Below are 19,432 nucleotides of genomic sequence, written 5' to 3' on the forward strand. Positions count from 1 at the left end.
ATTCCTTAGACTTTTTCCAGCGTATCGGTTGAAGAGTTAGAAGCGCGTGTGGCCAGCAGCCGGTCGAGCCAGTCGGGGTCCATTTGCGGTTCGGAAGAAAACAGCAAACCGGTGTAGTCCTGATGCGGCGGGGTGAAGATCTGGCTGCGCGAGCCGTGGTCCACCACCCTGCCCCGTTGCATCACCAATACCTCATCGGCAATCGCCCGCACAGTGGCAACATCGTGGGTGATGAACAGGTACGCGACCCCCAATTCTTGCTGAAGGCGGTTGAGCAATTTCAGGACGCCTTCGGCCACCAGCTGATCGAGCGCCGAGGTCACTTCGTCGCAGATGATCAGTTGCGGATCGGCCGCCAGGGCTCGGGCGATGCAGAGGCGTTGTTTTTGCCCACCGGACAGTTCACGGGGCTGACGCTCCATGAAGGTAGCGGGGTCGAGTTCGATCATTTCCAGTAACTCGGCGACCCTGGCGCGCATGGCCTTGCCCTTGAGGCCAAGATAAAACGTCAGTGGACGGCCGATGATGTCGACGATGCGCTGACGCGGATTGAGCGCGGTGTCGGGGATCTGGTAGATCATCTGGATGCGCCGCAATTGCTCCTTGCTGCGCTGACGAAAATCCGCCGGCAGCGGCTGGCCATCGTACAACACCTCGCCGTAGGTCGACGGCAACAAACCGGTGATCAGCCGCGCCGTGGAGCTTTTGCCGCTGCCCGACTCGCCGATCACCGCCAGAGTCTGGCCGCGATACAGTTTCAGGCGGACGTCATGCAGAACCGGTTGCTGGCCGTAACTGGCGCAGCTGTTGCGCAATTCCAGCAGCGGTTGTTCCTGTTGCGGGCAGGCCTTGGGTTCGGTGCGGAAACTGCGCACCGCCCACAGCGATTTGGTGTAGTCCTCCTGCGGATCGCCAAGCATCTGTCGGGTCTCGGCCTCTTCCACCAGTTTGCCGTGACGCAGCACCATGATGCGGTCGGCCATTTGCGCCACCACCGCCAGGTCGTGGCTGATGTAGATCGCCGCGCTGCCGTAGGTCGCCACCGCATCGCGAATCGCGGCGAGCACTTCGATCTGGGTGGTGACGTCCAGCGCAGTGGTCGGTTCGTCGAAGATGATCAGGTCCGGATGGCAGGCCATGGCCATCGCCGTCATTACTCGCTGCAACTGCCCGCCTGACACTTGATGCGGATAGCGATGGCCGATGGTTTCGGGGTTGGGCAGGCGCAGTACGCGATATAGTTCCACCGCTTCGCGCATGGCCTGTTCGCGGCTCATGCCGCCGTTTTTCACGGCGGTTTCGACATGTTGGTCGATCAATCGATGGGCCGGATTGAACGAGGCCGCCGCGCTTTGCGCCACATAGGCAATACGCAGACCCCGCAGTTTGCGCAGGGCTTCAGGCTTGGCCTTGAGCAGGTCGATGCCGTCGAAATGCACCGAACCACCGGTGATTCGGCAGCCGTCGCGGGTGTAGCCCATGGCTGACAGGCCGAGGGTCGACTTGCCCGCGCCGGACTCGCCAATCAACCCCAACACCTCGCCCCGTTGCAGCGTCAGATCGATGCCTTTTATCAGCGGATGCCAGGCGTCTTCGTAGTGACCTTCAATGTGCAGGTCGCGAATTTGCAGCAAAGGTTTAGTCATCGTCATGTTCAGCATTCCTTGAGGCCGCTGGATTTGTGCAGCATCCAATCGACGACGAAGTTGACGCTGACCGTGATCAACGCCACGGCCAGGGCGGGCAGCAATGGGCTGATGTCGCCGAAGGTGATCAACACAGCGTTGTCGCGCACCATGCTGCCCCAGTCAGCGGTAGGCGGTTGAATGCCCAGGCCGAGGAACGACAGCGCACTGATGAACAGGAACACGAAACAGAAGCGCAGCCCAAATTCGGCAATGAGCGGCGCGGCAGCGTTGGGCAGCACTTCGCGGGTGACCAGCCACCACAGGCCTTCACCGCGCAGGCGTGCGGCTTCGACGAAGTCCTGCACGACCACGTTCATCGCCACGGCACGGGACAGGCGAAACACCCGGGTCGCGTCCAGCAGCGCAATCACCAGCACCAGCGAGGTGGCGTTGGTGCCGACCACGCTGAGGATCAGCAAGGCGAAGATCAGTTGTGGAATCGCCATCAGGATATCCACCACCCGCGACAAGCCCTGATCGACCCAGCCGCCTTTGATCGCCGCGATCAGACCGCTCAAGCCTCCGAGCAGAAACGCCAGCACCGTGGTCAGGAATGCAATGCCCAGGGTGTTGCGCGCGCCGTAGACCAGCCGGCTGAACATGTCGCGTCCCAGGTTATCGGTGCCCAACAGGAACTGCCCGCCCCACGGCTCAAAGCCTGCGCCCACCACCTGAGTTTCGCCAAACGGCGCCAATACCGGCGCGGCCACCAGAATATAAAGCAGGATCATCAGCAGCCCGAACCGGGCGCTCAATGGCGCCCGCCACACTTGTTTCAACAGGTTCATGGTTTACCCCTTCGGATGCATCAGGCGTGGGTTGCTGGCAATCGACAGCACGTCGGCGCTGGTGTTGAGCAGGATGTAGGTCGCGGCGAAGATCAGGCTGCAGGCCTGCACCACCGGGATGTCGCGCTTGGCCACCGAGTCCACCAGCAACTGGCCGAGCCCCGGATAAACAAAGACCACTTCGACCACCACCACGCCGACCACCAGGTACGCAAGGTTCAGCGCCACCACGTTGACGATCGGCGCCAGGGCATTGGGCAAGGCATGGCGCAAGATGATCCGCGATTGGCTGATGCCCTTGAGCCGGGCCATTTCGATGTAGGGACTGGCCAGCAGGTTGATCAAGGATGCGCGGGTCATGCGCATCATCTGCGCGATCACCACCAGGCTCAGGGTCGCGACCGGCAACACCGAGCGCTCCAGGATCGTGCCGAGGGACGCGTCCGGCGCCAGGTTGGAAATGCTCGGGAACCAGTTGAGCTTCACCGCGAACACCAGGATCAGGATGTAGGCGACGAAGAACTCGGGGAACGACACCGCGCTCAGGGCCGAGGTGTTGAGCAACCGGTCGAACCAGCTGTTGCGGTACAACGCCGCGAGCATGCCCAGCAGCAAGGCCAATGGCACGGAAACCAAGGCCGCCAGCAGCGCCAGGCTGAAGGTATTGCCCAAACGGGTGCTGACCAGATCGGCGATGGGACGCTGGTTGGCCAGTGACACGCCAAGGTCACCTTGCAGCAAGTGCCAGATCCAGTGGCAGAAGCGCGTCAGTGGCGGCAAGTCCAGACCCAGTTGCGCGCGGTAGGCCGCCACGGTTTCCGGAGTGGCGGACTGGCCGAGCATGGCCTGGGCGATATCGCCCGGAAGCAGGCCGACGGCCAGGAAGATAATCACCGAGACGGCGAACAACGAGAGCAGGCCTAACGCGAGGCGCTGCCCTAACAGCTTGAAAATACTTCTCATTGTGCAGTTCCTTGAATGGCACGCTTGTAAAGACGGCAAACACCACTGTAGGAGCCGGCTTGCTGGCGATGGCGCCCGCATGGGCGGCGCATGGCTCGAGGGCCTCTTCGCTGGCAAGCCAGCTCCTACAGGGGATCTCCATCGTTCCCGGCATTACGCCTGCCACCACCGCTCGATCACCCGCAGCCCATCCAGTTCGCCATAGGGCGCGGTCTGTGCGCCGTGAGCCACCTTGTTCGAGCGCGCCGCCACGGAGCTTGCAAACAACGGCACAATCGCCCCGCCTTCGTCCCGGCACAGTGCCTGCATTTCGTTGTACATCTCCCGACGCAGCGGGTCGTTCATCTCGCCCCTGGCAGCGTTGAGCAGTTGGTTGAAACGCGTGTTGTCCCAGTGGGTTTCGTTCCACGCCGCGCCTTTGGCGTAACCGATGCTGAACATGCGATCGGCGGTCAGGCTGCTGTACCAGAACGAAGTGGTGAACGGCTGCTTCATCCATACGTTGGAGAAGAAACCATCGGCCGGTTCGCGCACCACGTCGATGTCAATCCCCGCTGCACGGGCCTGCTCCTTGAACAACACCGAGGCATCCACCGCGCCGGTATACGCCGCATCGGAGGCTTGCAGGCGGACCTTGAGCGAATCCAGCCCGGCCTTTTTCAGGTGGAAACGCGACTTGTCCGGATCGTAGGTCCGTTGCTCCAGCGCGGTATTGATGAAGCGGCTGCCGGGCTGGATCGGATGGTCGTTGCCCACCAGGCCATAGCCGTACAGCACTGACGCCAGCAGGGTTGCGCGGTTGATCGCGTACTTCATCGCCAGGCGCACGTCGTTGTTCTGGAACACCTGGCTGTCGGTGAGCATCGGGAAGGTGTAGTGCTGGGCGCCTTTGGTTTCTTCGATGAACAGGTTCGGGTTGCGCTTGAGCAACGCCACGGTTTTCAGGTCGACCTTGTTGATCACGTCCACTTGCCCGGTGACCAGCGCATTGACCCGTGCCGCGCCGTCGGAGATGGCCAGCAGCTCGGCGCCGGCAAAGTGCGCCCGACCTGGTTTCCAGTAGTCCGGGTTGCGCTCCAGGGTCATGCGCACGCCGGGCTCGAAGTCCTTGAGGCGATAACCACCGGTGCCGGCGCCGGTCTGCCAATCTGCAACACCATCTTTGCTCGGCATGATCGCCAGATGGTAATCGGCGACCACATACGAGAAATCAGCGTTGCCCGAGTGCAGCTCGAACACCACGCTGTCGCTGCCATTGGCGCTGACCTTGGCGACATCGCCGAGTACAGTCTTGGCCGCCGAGGTGGACTTCTCGCCGAGGTGATGCTGGATTGACGCCGCCACATCAGCCGCGTCTAGCGCCTTGCCGTTGTGGAACGTGACGCCTTGGCGAATCTTGAAGGTCCAGATGCGAGCGTCGGGGGTAGAGGTCCAGCTCTCGGCCAGTTCGGGGATTGCCGTGCCGTCGACAGCGATTTCGGTCAGGGTGTTGTAGACCGCCGAGAAGCCGACGAAGGTGAAGGTATCAGCCCAGGAACCCGGATCTTTAGAGTCAGTGGTGCTGCCTCCGGCCAGTCCCAGACGCAGGACACCGCCAGGCTTTGGTGTGGCCTCTTCGGCAAAAGCGCCAAACGGCAAACCCATGGAGAACGCACCCGCCATTGTTGCGGCAGCTGCGCTGTACTTTAAAAAGTCGCGTCGCGGAAAACTGAATTCATGGTTCGCTTGAGTAATCTTGTTTTTGTTATCGCTCATTGCACTGCCCCTGATCAAAAAGCTAATGAATTACCGGTTCAAAAACACGCAAGACATCGGGCCAGGGCCCGGTGCGAAAATCAGTTGATGGGCCAACGGTCACACCTGAATCGCCTTCACTTCGACGAACTCGTTCAGCCCCTCCTCACCCCATTCACGGCCATTGCCTGACTGTTTGTAGCCGCCGAACGGCGCGTGATAATTGAAGGCCGCGCCATTGAGGAAGCACTGGCCGGCACGCAGTTGGCGGCCCAACTGCAAGGCACGCTCCGGGCTGCCGGCCCAGACGCCACTGGAAAGACCGAACGGCGAGTCGTTGGCGATCTGGATCGCCTGCGCCTCATCGTTGTAGGGAATCAGGCACAACACCGGGCCGAAGATTTCTTCCTGGGCGATGCGCATGCGGTTGTCGACATCGGCGAACAGCGTCGGGCTGACATAGAAGCCGCGTTCAAACGCTGGCGCAGCATCGCCACCGCACAACAGCCGCGCCCCTTCCTGTTGGCCGACCTTGATGTAATCAAGCACGGTGCGTTTTTGTCCTGCCGAACACATCGGGCCGAGGAAGCTCTGTGGGTCGAGGGGATCGCCCATGCGCAAGCTGACGGTTTCTTCGAACGCCAGCTCCACGGCTTCGGCATAACGACTGGCCGGCAACAGCATGCGGGTCAGCGCGGTGCAGGTCTGGCCGGAGTTGATCATTACGTCCTGCACGCCATAGCGCACCGCCGCCGCCAGATCGCCATCCTCGGCGATCAGCAGCGGTGACTTGCCGCCCAGTTCCAGGCACACGCGTTTCACCGAAGGCGCCGCCGCTTGCGCGACCCGCACGCCTGCGCCCGTGGAGCCGGTGAACGACACCATGTCCACGTCCGGATGTTTGGCCAAGGCTTCGCCGACTTTCGAACCCGGCCCGCTGACCAGGTTGAACACACCGGCAGGCAGACCGACGTCTTCGATCATCTGAGCCAGCAGGAACGCGTGCAGCGGCGTTTCCTGGCTCGGCTTGACCACCACCGTGCAACCGGCGGCGAGTGCCGGGGCCAGTTTGCCAATCAACTGATGCAGCGGGTAATTCCACGGATTGATGAACGCGCACACGCCCACCGCCTCGCGGATCACCAGCGAATTGCCGATTTCGCGCACTTCGTCCATGAGATGAGCCAGTTCGACGTACTGCTCAAGGCCGGTGATCGGTCCATCGACCTGCACCGAACGGCACCACTGCACCGGCATGCCCAATTCGGTGGTGATGACCGCGGCCATTTCATCGGCACGATTGCGCAGTTGTTCGGCCAATGCACGGATGTAACCGGCACGCACGCTGGACGGTGTGCGCGACCAGGACGGGAAGGCTCGACGTGCAGCCGCCACGGCGTTTTCGACGTCGAGTTCATTACCCTGCGGGACGCTGCCGCAAACTTGCCCGGTGGCCGGATTGATCACCTCGGCGACACCCTGCCCCGACGGTTTTTGCCAGCGGCCATCGATAAACAGTGCCTTGTGATTAAGCATCAACCAACGCCTCCATCAGTTCTTCCGCACAACGTGCAATGCGCTGGCAGGCATCGCGCAGCGGTTCGGCGCTGACCACCAGGCCGAGGCGAATGTGCCCCGCCGCACTCGGACCAAAGGCCTCGCCCGCCAATACCGATACGCCGTGACGATCCAGCAACCGGTCGGCAAACGCTTGGGCACTGAGCCCGGTTTCGCGGATATCGACCATCACGAACATTCCGCCATCGGGCTTCAACGCCCGAATCCCTGGGCAATCGGCCAGGCTGTCGCACACCAGATCGCGACGCTGGCGATAGGCTTCACGCATGGTTTCCAGTTCTGGCAGGTTGTTTTCCAGCGCAATGACGGCAGCGTCCTGAATGAAATCCGGTGAACCGTAGAGCATGCACAACGCGAGGTTTTCCAAGTGAGCCGCGAGGGACGGCGGCGCCACCACCCAGCCGACGCGCCAGCCGGTCATGGCGTGGGATTTCGACAGGCTGTTGAGGGTCGCGGTGCGCTCGGCCATGCCCGGCAGGCTCGCCGGACTCACGTGTTCGCCTTCAAACAGCAGTTCGCTGTAGACCTCATCGGAAATCAGCCACAGGTCGTGGCCGATGCACAGTTCGGCCAAGGCTTGCCAGGTGCTGCGCGGCAGGCTCGCACCGGACGGATTGTGCGGGCTGTTCAAGGCCAACGCCCGGGTGCGTGGAGTGATGCGCGCCGCGACGTCTTCGGGCAACACGCGAAAACCGTTTTCAGAACGCACCGGCACCGGTACCACCACCGCGCCGCAAGCACCGAACACCGCTTCATAGGTGACGTACATCGGCTCGGCGACAATCACTTCGTCGCCCGGATTCAACACGCACTGAGCGACGCTGAACAGCGCACATTGCGCCCCGGCCAGCACCGTGACCTGATCAGCCGAAACGGCCTGGCCGCTGCGGTGGTGGTGACGTTTGGCGATGGCTTCACGCAGGGCGCGCTTGCCGCGCACTTCGGCATAGTGGGTGTTTCCATTGAGCAGGCTGTCGATGGCGCCCTGCACGATCGGTTGCGGCGTATCGAAATCCGGATCGCCCACGGACAACAGCAGAATGTCTTCACCCTGTTCGCGCAGTGCGAGTGCGCGGTAATGGATATCCCACGCGGCAGCACCGTCACCGGCGATGCGTTGAGTCAGATCGGAAAAGCGCATGGCTTCATCCCCTTTAAATGCAGATCAATGCGCACAGGCATGCTTGAGTTCGATCAGCGTGACGCCGTTGCGCTTGAAGCCGTGACGCAAGTCGGTTTGCAACTCGGCCAGGCTTTGCGGCTGGGTCACGGTGCAACCGAAGGCACGCGCCAGGGCGGCAAAATCAGGGTTGCGAGGCAATACGCCAATGGGTTCGATGTCCAGGCCGAGCATGTCGTCGCGGATCTGCCCCAAGGCGTCGTTGTTCCACAGCAGCACCACCAGCGGGCTGTCCAGTTCTTCAACCGCCGTGGCCAGTTCCTGGGCGGTGTAGAGGAACCCGCCGTCGCCCACCAGCACCAGACCCGGTCGTTGCGGTGCGCCGAACTTGGCGCCGATGCCCGCCGGCAGGCCGTACCCCAACGTGCCGTAGCCGGTCGGGTGCAACCAGCTGCGGATGGCCAGGCTGTCAAAGGCGTAGTTGCCCGTATACGCAAGCTGGGTCATGTCGGTGCTGATGAACGCGTTGTCCGGCAGCTCGGCGGCGATGCGGTCGAGAATCGACTGATGGATCGACTGCAAAGGACCATGGCTGGCCTTGACCGCTTCGCGCAGGGCGGCGACCGAGGCAATCGCGGCGCTGGCGTCGCGCACCCCGGACGGCAGGCGCTCGAGCAAACCACTGAGGGTTTGTTGTGCATCGCCATGCAAGGCAACCGCGCACAGATAAAAGTCGTTGAATTTGCGCGGGTCGATGTCGACGCGCAGCAGTTCGGCGTTGAGTGGCAGGCGCTCGCGCCAGTAGTCGGTGTCGGCCATTTCGGTGCCGACCGCCAGCACCACGTCGGCCTCGGCGATCAGGTTCCAGCCCGGCTCGACGCACAGGGATGAACCGGCGTTCAACGGTGCATCCGGTGGCAACAGGCCTTTGCCGGCGACGCTGGTGAACAGGGGCGCGGCGAGCCGGGTGCTGATTTGTTGCAGCTCAGAAGTGGCATTGAGCGCACCACCACCGGCGATGATCATCGGACGTTTTGCGCCATTGAGTTTGGCAACGGCCTCATCCAGTGCACTGGCGCAAGCCGGACCGCGACCCGGGCGACGCACGACTTCATTGCTCCAGTCACGGGCAATCGGCGCCGACAACACGTCCAGCGGCACCGAAATGTGCACCGGGCGCGGACGCTCGCTGTCGAACACCGCGTAGGCACGGGCGATCAGTTCCGGCAGGTCTTCAGCGATCAGTGCCACCGCCGAGAACGCTGTGATCGGCGCAGTCATCGCACGCTGATCCTGACACTCGTGAAGGCTGCCCCAACCCTTGCCCAGACTGGCGCTGTGGTTGACGCTGGAAATCACCAGCATCGGAATCGAGTCGGCGTAGGCCTGGCCGATACCGGTGGCGGCGTTGGTCACGCCGGGGCCGGTGATGACAAAGCACACACCGGGCTTGCCGCTGACCCGCGCATAACCGTCGGCCATGAAACTGGCACCCTGTTCATGGCGGGTCAACACATGGCGAATGCCGCTGCCGGGCAAACCGCGATACAGCTCCAGGGTGTGCACACCGGGAATGCCGAACACGGTGTCGACGCCGTAATTGGCCAGCAGGCGCACCAGCGCCTGGCCACCGGTCAAGGTTTTGCTTTGCATATTAATGTCCTCACTCTTGGCCGAGGCGAATCAACGCATCGACCGCCGTCGTGCCCTGGGCACCGACCAACAATGGGTTCACATCGAGTTCCAGCAGTTGCGCGGCGTTCTCACAGGCGTAATCGGCGACCGCGCAAATCGCAGCGACCAACGCCTCCAGATCGGCCGATTCGCGCCCCCGGAAACCTTGCAGCAACGGAGCACTGCGCAGGCTCAGCACGGCATTGCGGATGGCGCCGTCGTTGGTCGGCAGCAACAGGCTGCGACTGTCCTTGAGCAACTCGACCAGAATGCCGCCCGCGCCAATCACCAGCGCCAGACCAAAATCGTTTTCGCGTTTGATCCCGACGATGAGTTCTGCCAGTGGCGGTTTGGCCATCGGTTCCAGCAATAGTTGATCGAACGGCACACCCGGCGCGTAGGCCGCGATGCTGGTATGCATTTTTTCAAGTGCAGCGCTCAATGCCGCGCCGTCCTTGAGGTTCAGTGCCACGGCACCGGCCTCGGTTTTATGCGGCAACTGCGCGCTGACGGCTTTCACCACCAGCGGATAACCCAGCGTTTGGGCATCTGTCAGCGCGTTTTGCGGGGTGCTCAAAACACCGTTCGGCGTTGGCAAGCCAAAGGCGCTTAACGCCTGTTTGGAATCCCATTCATTGAGCAAGCGTCCCTCGCCTGCAAGCGCTTGCGGGCACAACGGCACCAGCGCCGACTCACCCAGTGCCAACAACGCCTGACGATTACGCTGATAACCGGCGATGCGGCCCCACGCGGCCAATCCGTCCTCAACGCCCTGCAACGCCGCAACACCTTGCGCATGCAGACGCTCACGGGCATGGGCCGGCAGCAACTCAGGAAACGCCGAGGTGACAAAACCGCTCTTGCCGTGACGCTGTAGCGCCGCGCAGTACAGTTCCAGCAGCAAGTCGCATTCCTTGCGCTCACCGGTGTACTCGGATGGGTAGTCGAGCACCAGCATCGCTGCATCGGCTTCGGTGCGCAATGCGCTGTCGAGCATGCGGTTCAACGCCTCGCCATCACCCCAGATTGCCGTGGTGAAATCCAGCGGGTTGACCAGGTTGGCGTAGGTCGGCAGCACCTGCGCGAGTTCACCGACCTGCCCTTGATCGAGTTTCGGCAGGCTCAGGTCGTTGCGTTCGGCGTAGTCGGCAATCAGCCCGGCATCGCCGCCGGAACAGGCGAGCGCGATCAGGCTGTTGCCCGCCGGCAGGTTGCCGCACGCCGCCGCTTTCAGGGTTTCGACAAAACTCACCGGACCGCTGACGCGAATCACCCCGAGGCGGTCGAACAGCGCGTCATACAACGCATCGGAGCCAGACAGCGAGCTGGTGTGACTCAGGGCCAGTTCGGCACCGATCTGCGACACGCCGGTTTTCAGCGCGATAATCGGGATGCCCTTTTCCAATGCCTTGTGCGCGGCGCGGGCGAAACCCGGCACGTTCTTCAGGCCTTCAAGGTGCAGGCCGATGGCGGTGACGCGCGGCTCGTCGAGCAACACGTCCATCAGTTCAGCGACACCCAGTTGCGCCTGATTGCCCACCGAGGCCATGTAGGCCACCGGCAGCGAGCGGTCGCTCATCGACAGGTTGTAGGCGAAGTTGCCGCTCTGGGTCAGCACCGCCACGCCCTTCTCTACCGCTTTGCCGCCGTGGGCCACCGGCCACAGCGCAGAGCTGTGCAGGTAGTCGAGCAGGCCGTAGCAGTTGGGGCCGAGCAAGGCCATCTCGCCAGCAGCTTCGAGCAATCGTTGTTGCAGGGCCTGACCTTCAGAGCCGGTTTCGGCGAAGCCCGAGGCGTAGCAGATCGCACCGCCTGCACCGATGGCCGCCAGTTCGGCCACACAGGTCAGGGTCAGCTCGCGGTTGGTGGCGATGAACACCGCATCCGGCCCGCTCGGCAGCTCGGCGATGCTGCGCACGCAGGGCACGCCTTCGAGGCTGTCGTGCTGCGGATTGACCAGCCACATCTGTCCCTGGTATCCACCCTCGGCGCAGCGCTTGAGCGCACGGGCCATGCTGCGGCCGCCGACAAACGCCACGTGTTGTGGCGCGAGCATGCGTTTGAGGTTGTCACGAATGGTTTGCGACATGGGAGTTCTCCGGGCCGGTCAGCGCAGCAGTGGCCGCAGCAATTCGCGGGAAATGATGTGGCGCTGGATTTCCGACGTACCTTCCCAGATCCTTTCGATTCGTGCGTTGCGCCAGATGCGCTCCACCGGGCCTTCGTCCATCAGGCCCATGCCGCCGAAAATCTGCACCGCTTCGTCGGCGGCGCGCCCGAGCACTTCACTGGCAAACAGCTTGGCCATGCCCGCCTCGCCATCGGTCATGCTGCCCTGGTCCATTTTCCAGGCGGTGTGCAGGGTCAACAGTTCGGCGGCGCGTATTTGCGTGGCCATGTCAGCCAATTTGAACGACACGCCTTGATAGATGCCGATTGGCTGGCCGAATTGCTTGCGGTCCGCCGCCCATTGCAGCGACACGTCCAGTGCCCGCTGGGCCTGACCGACGCAGTTGGCCGCGACCATCACGCGCCCGGCGGTCAGCCAGGCGTTGGCCACGTCCCAACCCTTGCCGACTTCGCCCAGCACTTTGCTGGCCGGTACGCGGCAGTCGTCGAAGAACATTTCGAAGGTGTGGTATCCACGGTTGCTCACACACTTGGGCCCACGGCGGATGGTCATGCCCGGGGTATTGCGGTCGACCAGGAATGAGGTCACCGCGTTGCGCTTCTTGCCGTTGTGCTCGTAGGTGTCGGTCACGGCGAAAACGATGGCGAAGTCGGCATGGCCAGCGTGGCTGATGAAGTGCTTACTGCCGTTGAGGATGTAGTCGTCACCCTCACGCACGGCGCGGGTCTTGATCGCGTTGGCGTCAGAACCGGCGCCCGGTTCGGTCAGGGCGAAACAGTCGACTTTCTCACCCTGGATGCACGGCAACAGGTAGTCGTTGATTTGGTCGCCGGTACAGGCCATGAGGATTTTCGATGGCCGAGCCACGAACACGTGCAGTGCCCAGGAGACCTTGGACAGCTCACGCTCGATCAGCGCCTGGGACAGGTAATCCAGACCGCCACCACCCACTTCTTCGGGCATGTTGAACGCATAGAAACCGGCGGCAATCGCCTTGCCGCGAATCTGTGCCGCCAGCTGCGGGGAAACCTCGTCGGCACGGTCTACTTCGGTTTCATAAGGCAGCAGTTCTTTCTCGACGAAGCTGCGTACCGAGTCCACCAACATTTCTTGTTCTTGGGTCAGTTGGAAATTCATGGTGCTACCTGTTGTTCATTAACGGCGAAATGGGGAGATGCTAAAAGGCTTCGCTGGCAAGCCAGCGCCTACAGATCGGTGTGCATGCGGATTAGCGACCGATAAAAGTTGGCGGGCGTTTTTCCATGGCGGCGCGCAGGGCTTCAGTGCCGTCTTCGCTGCGACCGCACAGCAGGCCGGCAGCGAGCTCGGCTTGCAGTTGTTCAGGCAGACTGCGTTCGGCACCTTCACGCATGAGTTTTTTGGTCTGGGCGAAGGCGAAGGTCGGGCCGCTGGCCAGGCGTGCGGCGAGTTCACTGGCGACGGTCAGCAGTTGTTCGTCGGCGCAGACTTCGCTCACCAGTCCGGTATTCAAGGCACGGTCGGCGCCCCACAATTCGTCGAGGAACAACAGGCGCTTGGCCTGTTCGCTGCCGATCAGTCGCGGCAGGTGCCAGCTGGCTCCAGCGTCCGGTGAGTACGCCATGCTGGTGTAACCGGCCTTGAAACGAGCCGATTGACCGGCGATGCGCAAGTCGCAGCACAGGGTCAGGTCCATCCCGGCGCCGACAGCGGTGCCGTTGATGGCGGCGATGGTGGGTTTTTCCAGGCTGTGCAGGCGGGTCATCAGGGCGTGGGCGGTTTCGGTCCAGCCGTAGGTTTCCAGCGCGCCCCGGGCTTCGGCATCGGCCCATTCATCAAGGTCGGCACCGGCGCAGAAGCTGCGGCCGCTGCCAGTCAATACGACGACACGCACGGCCGGATCGGCATTGAATTCTTCCAGCAGGGCATGCAGGTTTTTCAGGGTCGGGATGTCGAGCGCATTGCGCTGGGCAGTGCGATTAAGGGTGATCAAGGCAACGCCTGCTTCGACCTGGCTGAGCAGTGACGATTGAGTAGTCATGGGAGTCCTCGAATTATTGTGATTGGTCTGAGGTGACGCGACTTGAGGCCATACTAAACGAGTGTTCAGTAAGGCGGCAATTGGTGAAGAGATGACCTGTAACGATCTTCTACAATCGTTAACACATTGGTTTTATTGGCTTATTTGTTGATTTTCAGGGTTAGGCCAGTGCCGCTGTTACAACTTCGAACAACTGGCAACAACGTATTGCGGGGAAACACCGATAACGCAAAACCTGTAGGAGCCGGCTTGCTGGCGATGACAGCCTCACATTCAACATCGCGGTTGACTGGTGCGCTGCTATCGCCAGCAAGCCGGCTCCTGCAGGAACATATGCGCCAGCAAGTCGGCTCTTACAGGGATCAAGCCGTCGGCAAGCTCGGTGCCAACACACCCTGGCGTTTGCGATGAATCAGGAAGTACGCGCCATAACACAGCGCAATAAACCCAAAGCCCCAATACAACGACGGCCGCTGGGTTTCATCCAGCGCCAGGAATACGAACAGTGAGCAGCACAGCGTGATGCACATCAGCGGCAACACCGGGAACCACGGTGCGCGGTATTTCAGGTCGCTGAGTTTGCCGCCCTCACGCAGGTAGGCCTTGCGGAACTTGTACTGCGCCAGCGCGATGACAATCCAGGTCACGGTGCCGGACATCCCGCTCACCGCCATCAGCACCATGAACAAGGTGTCAGCGGCGACGAAACTGGTCATCAACGACACCAGCGCAAAGCACAGGGTGATGCTCAAGGCCCGCAGTGGAACGCCACGCTTGCTCAGCGGTGACAGGCTTTTGGGCGCCATGCCGGTTTTCGACATCGCCCACAGAATCCGCGTCGAGGCATACAGCCCGGAGTTGCCCACCGACAAGATCGCCGTGAGGATCACGAAGTTCATCAGGTCCGCAGCGTAAGGAATGCCGACCATGTCGAACACCTGCACGAACGGACTTTCCATCAACCCCGCCTGCTGCCAAGGGACGATGGCCGACAGCACGATGATCGCCAGCACATAGAAAATCAGCACGCGAAACACCACGTTGCGCACGGCGCGGGGAATGCTCTTCTCCGGCTGATCGGTTTCGCCAGCGGCCACACCCATGATCTCGCAACCCTGGAACGCGTAGACCACGGTCATCATGACGGCGAACACAGCGGACAAGCCGTTGGGGAACAACGAGTCGCCAATCAGGTTGGTCGCCATCGGCGCCGGTGCGCCACTGCTCAGGGGCATCACACCGAAGATCACCAGCACGCCGACTACGATGAACCCGAGAATCGCCGCCACCTTGATCCCCGAGAACCAGTATTCCGCTTCACCGAACGCACGGGTGGCCATGGCATTGATGCCGAACAACACCACCACGAACAGCGCCGACCAGTACCAGATCGGGATCGTCGGGAACCAGCGCGTCATCAGCATGCCGGCGGCGGTGAATTCCAGGCCGACGGTGGTGGCCCAACTCATCCAGTACACCCAGCCGATCATGAAACCGGTGGCCGGGCCGATGTATTTCGTCGCGTGCGTCTGGAAGGAACCCGACACTGGCATCTGTACCGACAGTTCGCCGAGACAGACCATCACCAGATACATCAGGAAACCCGCCACGAGGTAAGCCAGAATCGCCCCCACCGGTCCGCCCTGGTTGATGGTCACGCCCGAGCCCATGAACAGGCCGGTGCCAATCACGCCACCCAGGGACAACATGAATATGTGCCGGCTTTTCAAGGCGCGGGTGAGCTGGATGCCTTTGCGATCAGTGTTGTCGTTCATGTCGGCACCTCAGCAGTCAGTGAGGTGCGCAGCGCGTGACAGGAGGTCACGGCGCAGGGAGGAAGCAGCTTTACGGCATTTCATTATTATTATCTCCAATAAGCTTCGAAGACCGCGCTGCGGCGGTTGCGTCGATTATTGGAAAGCGATGTAAGTTTGCGTTGACCGTAAAGATCGAAGTTGTAGAAAGTCGTAACAAACTTGTACGTCAGCGCTGCAACAGGGCTTCCAGAGCCTTCAGCGCGTGCTGCATCTGCTCGTGGACACGCGGTGCCAACGCTTCGATGGACGATTGATTGTTGGCCAGCGCCGCTTCTTCCAGTGCCCGCAGCGCCGAGGCCAAGGCACGAAATCCCAGCGAGTCACTGCTGCCCGCCAGTCGATGAGCCTGATGGGCGACTTCAGTACAGTCATCCGCCGCGATAGCGTCCTCCAGTGCTTCGCGATGCTGGACAATCGAGCTACGCAATACCCCAAGCAGTCCCTGGACCTTTTGCTCACCGAGCAAGGTGCGATGGGTTTGTATCAGCGGCCAGTCAATGACCTCGCCGTCCGGCACAGGCGTGGCGACTGGCGCTTGCCCTTGCAACACCTGACGCAGGTTTTCCAGCTTCAGCGGTTTGGCCAGGATGCCGTCCATGCCCGCCTCCAGATAACCACGCACCACCGCCGGTTGCACGCTGGCCGTCAGAGCGAAAATGCGGGTATGACGGTTAGGTCCTTCACAGTGGCGAACCCGCTTGCACAACTCGACGCCGCTGATCCCCGGCAAATGCACGTCGAGCAACAGCAGATCGAATCTGCGGGCGGCGCATTCAAGCACTGCCTGTTCCGCGTCTTCGGCCAGCCATACCTGATGGCCATCCCGTTGCAAAAGGCCCTTGACCACCTCGCGGTTGAGCGCCACGTCTTCGACCACCAGAATGTCCAGCGCCGGCCCGACTGCGCGAACCGGCAGCACTTTTTCGACACGGCTGGCCGGTTGCAACGTCAGCTCGAACCAGAAACAACTACCACGACCGACCTCGCTGTCGACCCCGATAATGCCACCCATCTGTTCCACCAGGTGTTTACAGATCGCCAGGCCCAATCCGGTGCCGCCAAAGCGCTGGGCCACTTCTTCGCTGGCCTGGGTGAATCGCTCGAAGATTTTCGTCTGCACGGAGGACGCGATGCCGATGCCGTTGTCGGTGACACTGATGCGCAATCTTTGCTCGGGTGCTTGATTGAGCAGCGCCACCTCGACACTGACCTCGCCACCTTCGGTGAACTTGATCGCGTTGGCCAGCAGGTTGCTCAACACTTGCCGCAAAAACTGCTCGGCACCCTGATGGTGCTCGGCGACCTGCGGGTCTATTCGGTGCAGCAGCAAGGTGTCGTTGCTCAGAGCGCGTGGTTCGAGCAGCGTCAGTACTTCATCCAGGAGCTGTCGAAAGGAGAAAACCACCGGTTCGGGATGGCTGACACCCTCCTCCAGCTTCGCGAAATACAGCACCTCATTGAGGATAGTCAGCAACCCTTCGCCAGCCTTGTGCAAGGCATCGAGGCGTTTGCCGTCCTGCTCGTCCAGACGCGCACCGCGCAACAGTTCGGCCATGCCGAGGATGCCGTTGAGCGGCGTGCGCAGTTCATGGCTCATGGTTGCCAGGAATCGCGATTTGGCGAGGTTGGCCGCTTCAGCTTCGTCCTTGGCGCGCATCAGGCTGGCGGTGCGGCGCTCGACCATCTTCAGCAATTGATCACGGTTGTCCTGCAAGGCCAGGCGATCGGTTTCCCGGCGCTCGATATCCCGCAGGATCGAGCGGCGCATGTCGTCAAGAGCCTGGGCCACGGTGTCGATTTCATCACTGCCGCGACGCTTGTCCAGATTCAACGGTTCTTGCCAGTCGCCGGCGGCGATGCTTCGGGCAAACTCGGCCATGACTTTCAGGTGGCGGGTGACCAGCCGATAAAACAACCCGGACAACGCCACCGCGAGGCCGCACAGGAATACGGCCATCCACAACAGACTGGTCAAACCGGTGGCGAACAGACGCTGATACACCGCGCCCAGATCGGTGCTGACTTCCAGTTCGCCGAGGTTGCGCAAGGGACCGGAGGGCGGCTGATAATCCAGGGCGAACCGCTCGATGCGCAACGGCCCGACGGGCTCCAGGTTACCTTGCACCAGATCGAAGTCGGGGCTGCTCAGATGCACCCGAGCCACGTCGGAAAAGTCCACCAACCCGCGCAACTGCACGTTCAGTTGCTCCTGATTCAAGTCCCAGAGACTGCGTTCCAGACTGGCCAGATACCCGGCACGAATCAGCTCCATACGCGAATCGATGTCGCGCATTTCCCGTCGATACTCGATGTACAGCTGCACGCTGCTGGCCAGCACGGTGAAGCACAGGCTGAACAACAGGATGAACAGCAACAGGCGTCGCAGCAGTCCACCGGGCCGGGCGCGAATCATTGCGCGTGCGCCGGCAGGTTGATCATGTCGCGGTAAGTCACCTCACTTTCATTCAACCAGCGCTCGATATCACCGGCATCGACCATGCGCTGCAACTGCTCGTTGATTTGCGGCATGTGAATGGCCAGAGGAGATTTGCGCGAGACGGCAACCCGCAGGTAGTCAACGCTCAAGGCTTTGGGCAACGCGACAATGTCTTGGGCACCGGGCAGGTTTTCCACATACAGCTGCCCGGTCCGGCGCTCCTGGGTGATGAAGTCGATGCGCCCGCGAATCAACTTGCCAAAGTTCTGACGGCTGTCGGAGACCCATTCGATGTTGTTGTGTCGAGCCGCCATGCGATCGAATTCCACACCATAGCTCTCGCCGAACAACAGGCCGCCGCGATAGTGCGCCAGGTCGTCCAGTTCCTCGAACGTCACGGGGTGCCGGCGATTGATGAACAAGGCCACTTCTTCGCGCAGTACCGGCACCGTGGAGAACAGCATGCTTTGCTCCCGTTGTGCGGTGCTGTAGGCCAGCACCACATCGACCCGGCCTTCGGCGGCGTCGAGCAGGCAGCGTTTCCAGTTACCCAGCACCACGACTTCAACGTCGTATCCCATTCGGCCGAAGAGGTTTTTCACCACGCTGGGCGCCAGGCCTCGAACGTGTTTGCCGTCACTCCAGGAAATCGGCGGGTACACCGGATAATCGCAATAGCGCACCGTTTCGTTCGCCAGGGCATTGCCCGACACCAGCACTGACAGCAGCCACAGCCACCGCTTCATGAAGATCAGGCTGCCACGCCAGCGGTGAACAGGTAGCCGGCGCCGTGGATGGTGATGATCAATTGTGGCTCCGACGGATCGTCATGCAACTTGCGGCGCAAGCGTCCGACCAGTACATCGATGGAGCGGTCGTTCGGCACCCATTCGCGGTTGCGGATCTGATCCATCAACTGGTCGCGGCTGAGGGTGTGACCGCTGTTGCGCAGAAAGACGCTGAGCAACTGGAATTCGCCGTGGGTCAGCAGGGTTTCGCTACCGGTGGGGTCGATCAGCCGGCGGCGGTCGGTGTCCAGCGCCCAGTCGGCGAACTGTTTGACCGGTTTGACGACGGCGGCAACTGCGTGTGGTACCTGTGCATGGCGCACCCGGCGAATCAGGTTTTTCGCCCGGGACACCAGCTCACGCGGATTGAGCGGTTTGATCACGTAGTCATCGGCGCCGCATTCGAGGCCGACAATGCGGTCGATTTCGTCGTTGCGCCCGGTGATCAGAATGATCCCGACTTCCGAGCGGACCCGCAGTTCGCGGGTCAGGGTCAGGCCGTCTTTGCCCGGCAGGCGGATGTCGAGCATCACCAGGTCGACGCTCTGGCTGGCGAGGAACGTTTCTGCCAGCTCGGCGGTGGCCGCGCAATGCACGTCGTAGCCTTCCTGGGACAGGTAGGCGTGCAGCAAATCGCGAATCAGCGGATCGTCATCGACGATCAATACCCGAGGAGTCATTGCCGGTGTCCTGC

Annotated in this window: 14 protein-coding genes; all 14 read right to left on the bottom strand. The window is 61.8% G+C overall.

Going from position 1 to position 19,432, the window contains the following annotated elements; genetic code table 11:
* Positions 1-5: 5 nt before the first annotated feature.
* The 14 genes from QMK58_RS16675 to QMK58_RS16740 all read right to left on the bottom strand — a co-directional run bounded on the left by QMK58_RS16675 (position 6) and on the right by QMK58_RS16740 (position 19,418).
* Positions 6-1,646: an ABC transporter ATP-binding protein gene (locus QMK58_RS16675; RefSeq protein ID WP_413817431.1), complete on the bottom strand. Its 1,641-nt coding sequence runs from the start codon at positions 1,644-1,646 to the stop codon at positions 6-8.
* A gap of 8 nt (positions 1,647-1,654) precedes the next feature.
* A complete protein-coding gene (locus QMK58_RS16680; protein ID WP_320395071.1) occupies positions 1,655-2,476 on the bottom strand; it encodes an ABC transporter permease in 822 nt (273 codons plus the stop codon).
* A 3-nt stretch (positions 2,477-2,479) separates the two neighbouring features.
* The gene (locus tag QMK58_RS16685; RefSeq protein ID WP_053159073.1) at positions 2,480-3,439 is read right to left on the bottom strand and encodes an ABC transporter permease; all 960 of its coding nucleotides are present in this window, start codon (positions 3,437-3,439) and stop codon (positions 2,480-2,482) included.
* Between the two features lie 153 nt (positions 3,440-3,592).
* Entirely contained in the window at positions 3,593-5,194 is a 1,602-nt protein-coding gene (locus QMK58_RS16690) for an ABC transporter substrate-binding protein (RefSeq protein WP_320395072.1), read from the bottom strand.
* A gap of 99 nt (positions 5,195-5,293) precedes the next feature.
* Entirely contained in the window at positions 5,294-6,709 is a 1,416-nt protein-coding gene (locus tag QMK58_RS16695) for an aldehyde dehydrogenase family protein (protein WP_320395073.1), read from the bottom strand.
* Positions 6,702-7,892: a pyridoxal phosphate-dependent aminotransferase gene (locus tag QMK58_RS16700; RefSeq protein WP_053159068.1), complete on the bottom strand. Its 1,191-nt coding sequence runs from the start codon at positions 7,890-7,892 to the stop codon at positions 6,702-6,704. Before QMK58_RS16700 ends, QMK58_RS16695 begins: the two co-directional genes overlap by 8 nt.
* 24 nt (positions 7,893-7,916) lie before the next feature.
* Positions 7,917-9,524 carry a 5-guanidino-2-oxopentanoate decarboxylase gene (locus QMK58_RS16705; RefSeq protein WP_053159066.1) on the bottom strand — a complete coding sequence of 536 codons (1,608 nt, stop codon included), beginning with the start codon at positions 9,522-9,524 and terminating at the stop codon, positions 7,917-7,919.
* A gap of 10 nt (positions 9,525-9,534) precedes the next feature.
* On the bottom strand, positions 9,535-11,634 hold the full coding sequence (locus tag QMK58_RS16710; RefSeq protein ID WP_320395074.1) for an acetate--CoA ligase family protein: 2,100 nt from the start codon (positions 11,632-11,634) through the stop codon (positions 9,535-9,537).
* A gap of 18 nt (positions 11,635-11,652) precedes the next feature.
* On the bottom strand, positions 11,653-12,813 hold the full coding sequence (locus tag QMK58_RS16715) for an acyl-CoA dehydrogenase family protein (protein ID WP_053159062.1): 1,161 nt from the start codon (positions 12,811-12,813) through the stop codon (positions 11,653-11,655).
* Between the two features lie 91 nt (positions 12,814-12,904).
* Positions 12,905-13,696: an enoyl-CoA hydratase/isomerase family protein gene (locus tag QMK58_RS16720; protein WP_053159057.1), complete on the bottom strand. Its 792-nt coding sequence runs from the start codon at positions 13,694-13,696 to the stop codon at positions 12,905-12,907.
* Between the two features lie 362 nt (positions 13,697-14,058).
* A complete protein-coding gene (locus QMK58_RS16725; protein ID WP_053159054.1) occupies positions 14,059-15,471 on the bottom strand; it encodes an amino acid permease in 1,413 nt (470 codons plus the stop codon).
* Positions 15,472-15,679: 208 nt separating this feature from the next.
* Entirely contained in the window at positions 15,680-17,926 is a 2,247-nt protein-coding gene (locus tag QMK58_RS16730; RefSeq protein ID WP_320395075.1) for an ATP-binding protein, read from the bottom strand.
* On the bottom strand, positions 17,923-18,696 hold the full coding sequence (locus QMK58_RS16735; RefSeq protein WP_053159050.1) for a substrate-binding periplasmic protein: 774 nt from the start codon (positions 18,694-18,696) through the stop codon (positions 17,923-17,925). Before QMK58_RS16735 ends, QMK58_RS16730 begins: the two co-directional genes overlap by 4 nt.
* Before the next feature lie 5 nt (positions 18,697-18,701).
* Positions 18,702-19,418 carry a response regulator gene (locus QMK58_RS16740; RefSeq protein ID WP_053159048.1) on the bottom strand — a complete coding sequence of 239 codons (717 nt, stop codon included), beginning with the start codon at positions 19,416-19,418 and terminating at the stop codon, positions 18,702-18,704.
* Positions 19,419-19,432: the final 14 nt, after the last annotated feature.

Origin of the sequence: Pseudomonas sp. P8_241 (genome assembly GCF_034008315.1) — a bacterium.
Taxonomy (GTDB): Bacteria; Pseudomonadota; Gammaproteobacteria; order Pseudomonadales; family Pseudomonadaceae; genus Aquipseudomonas.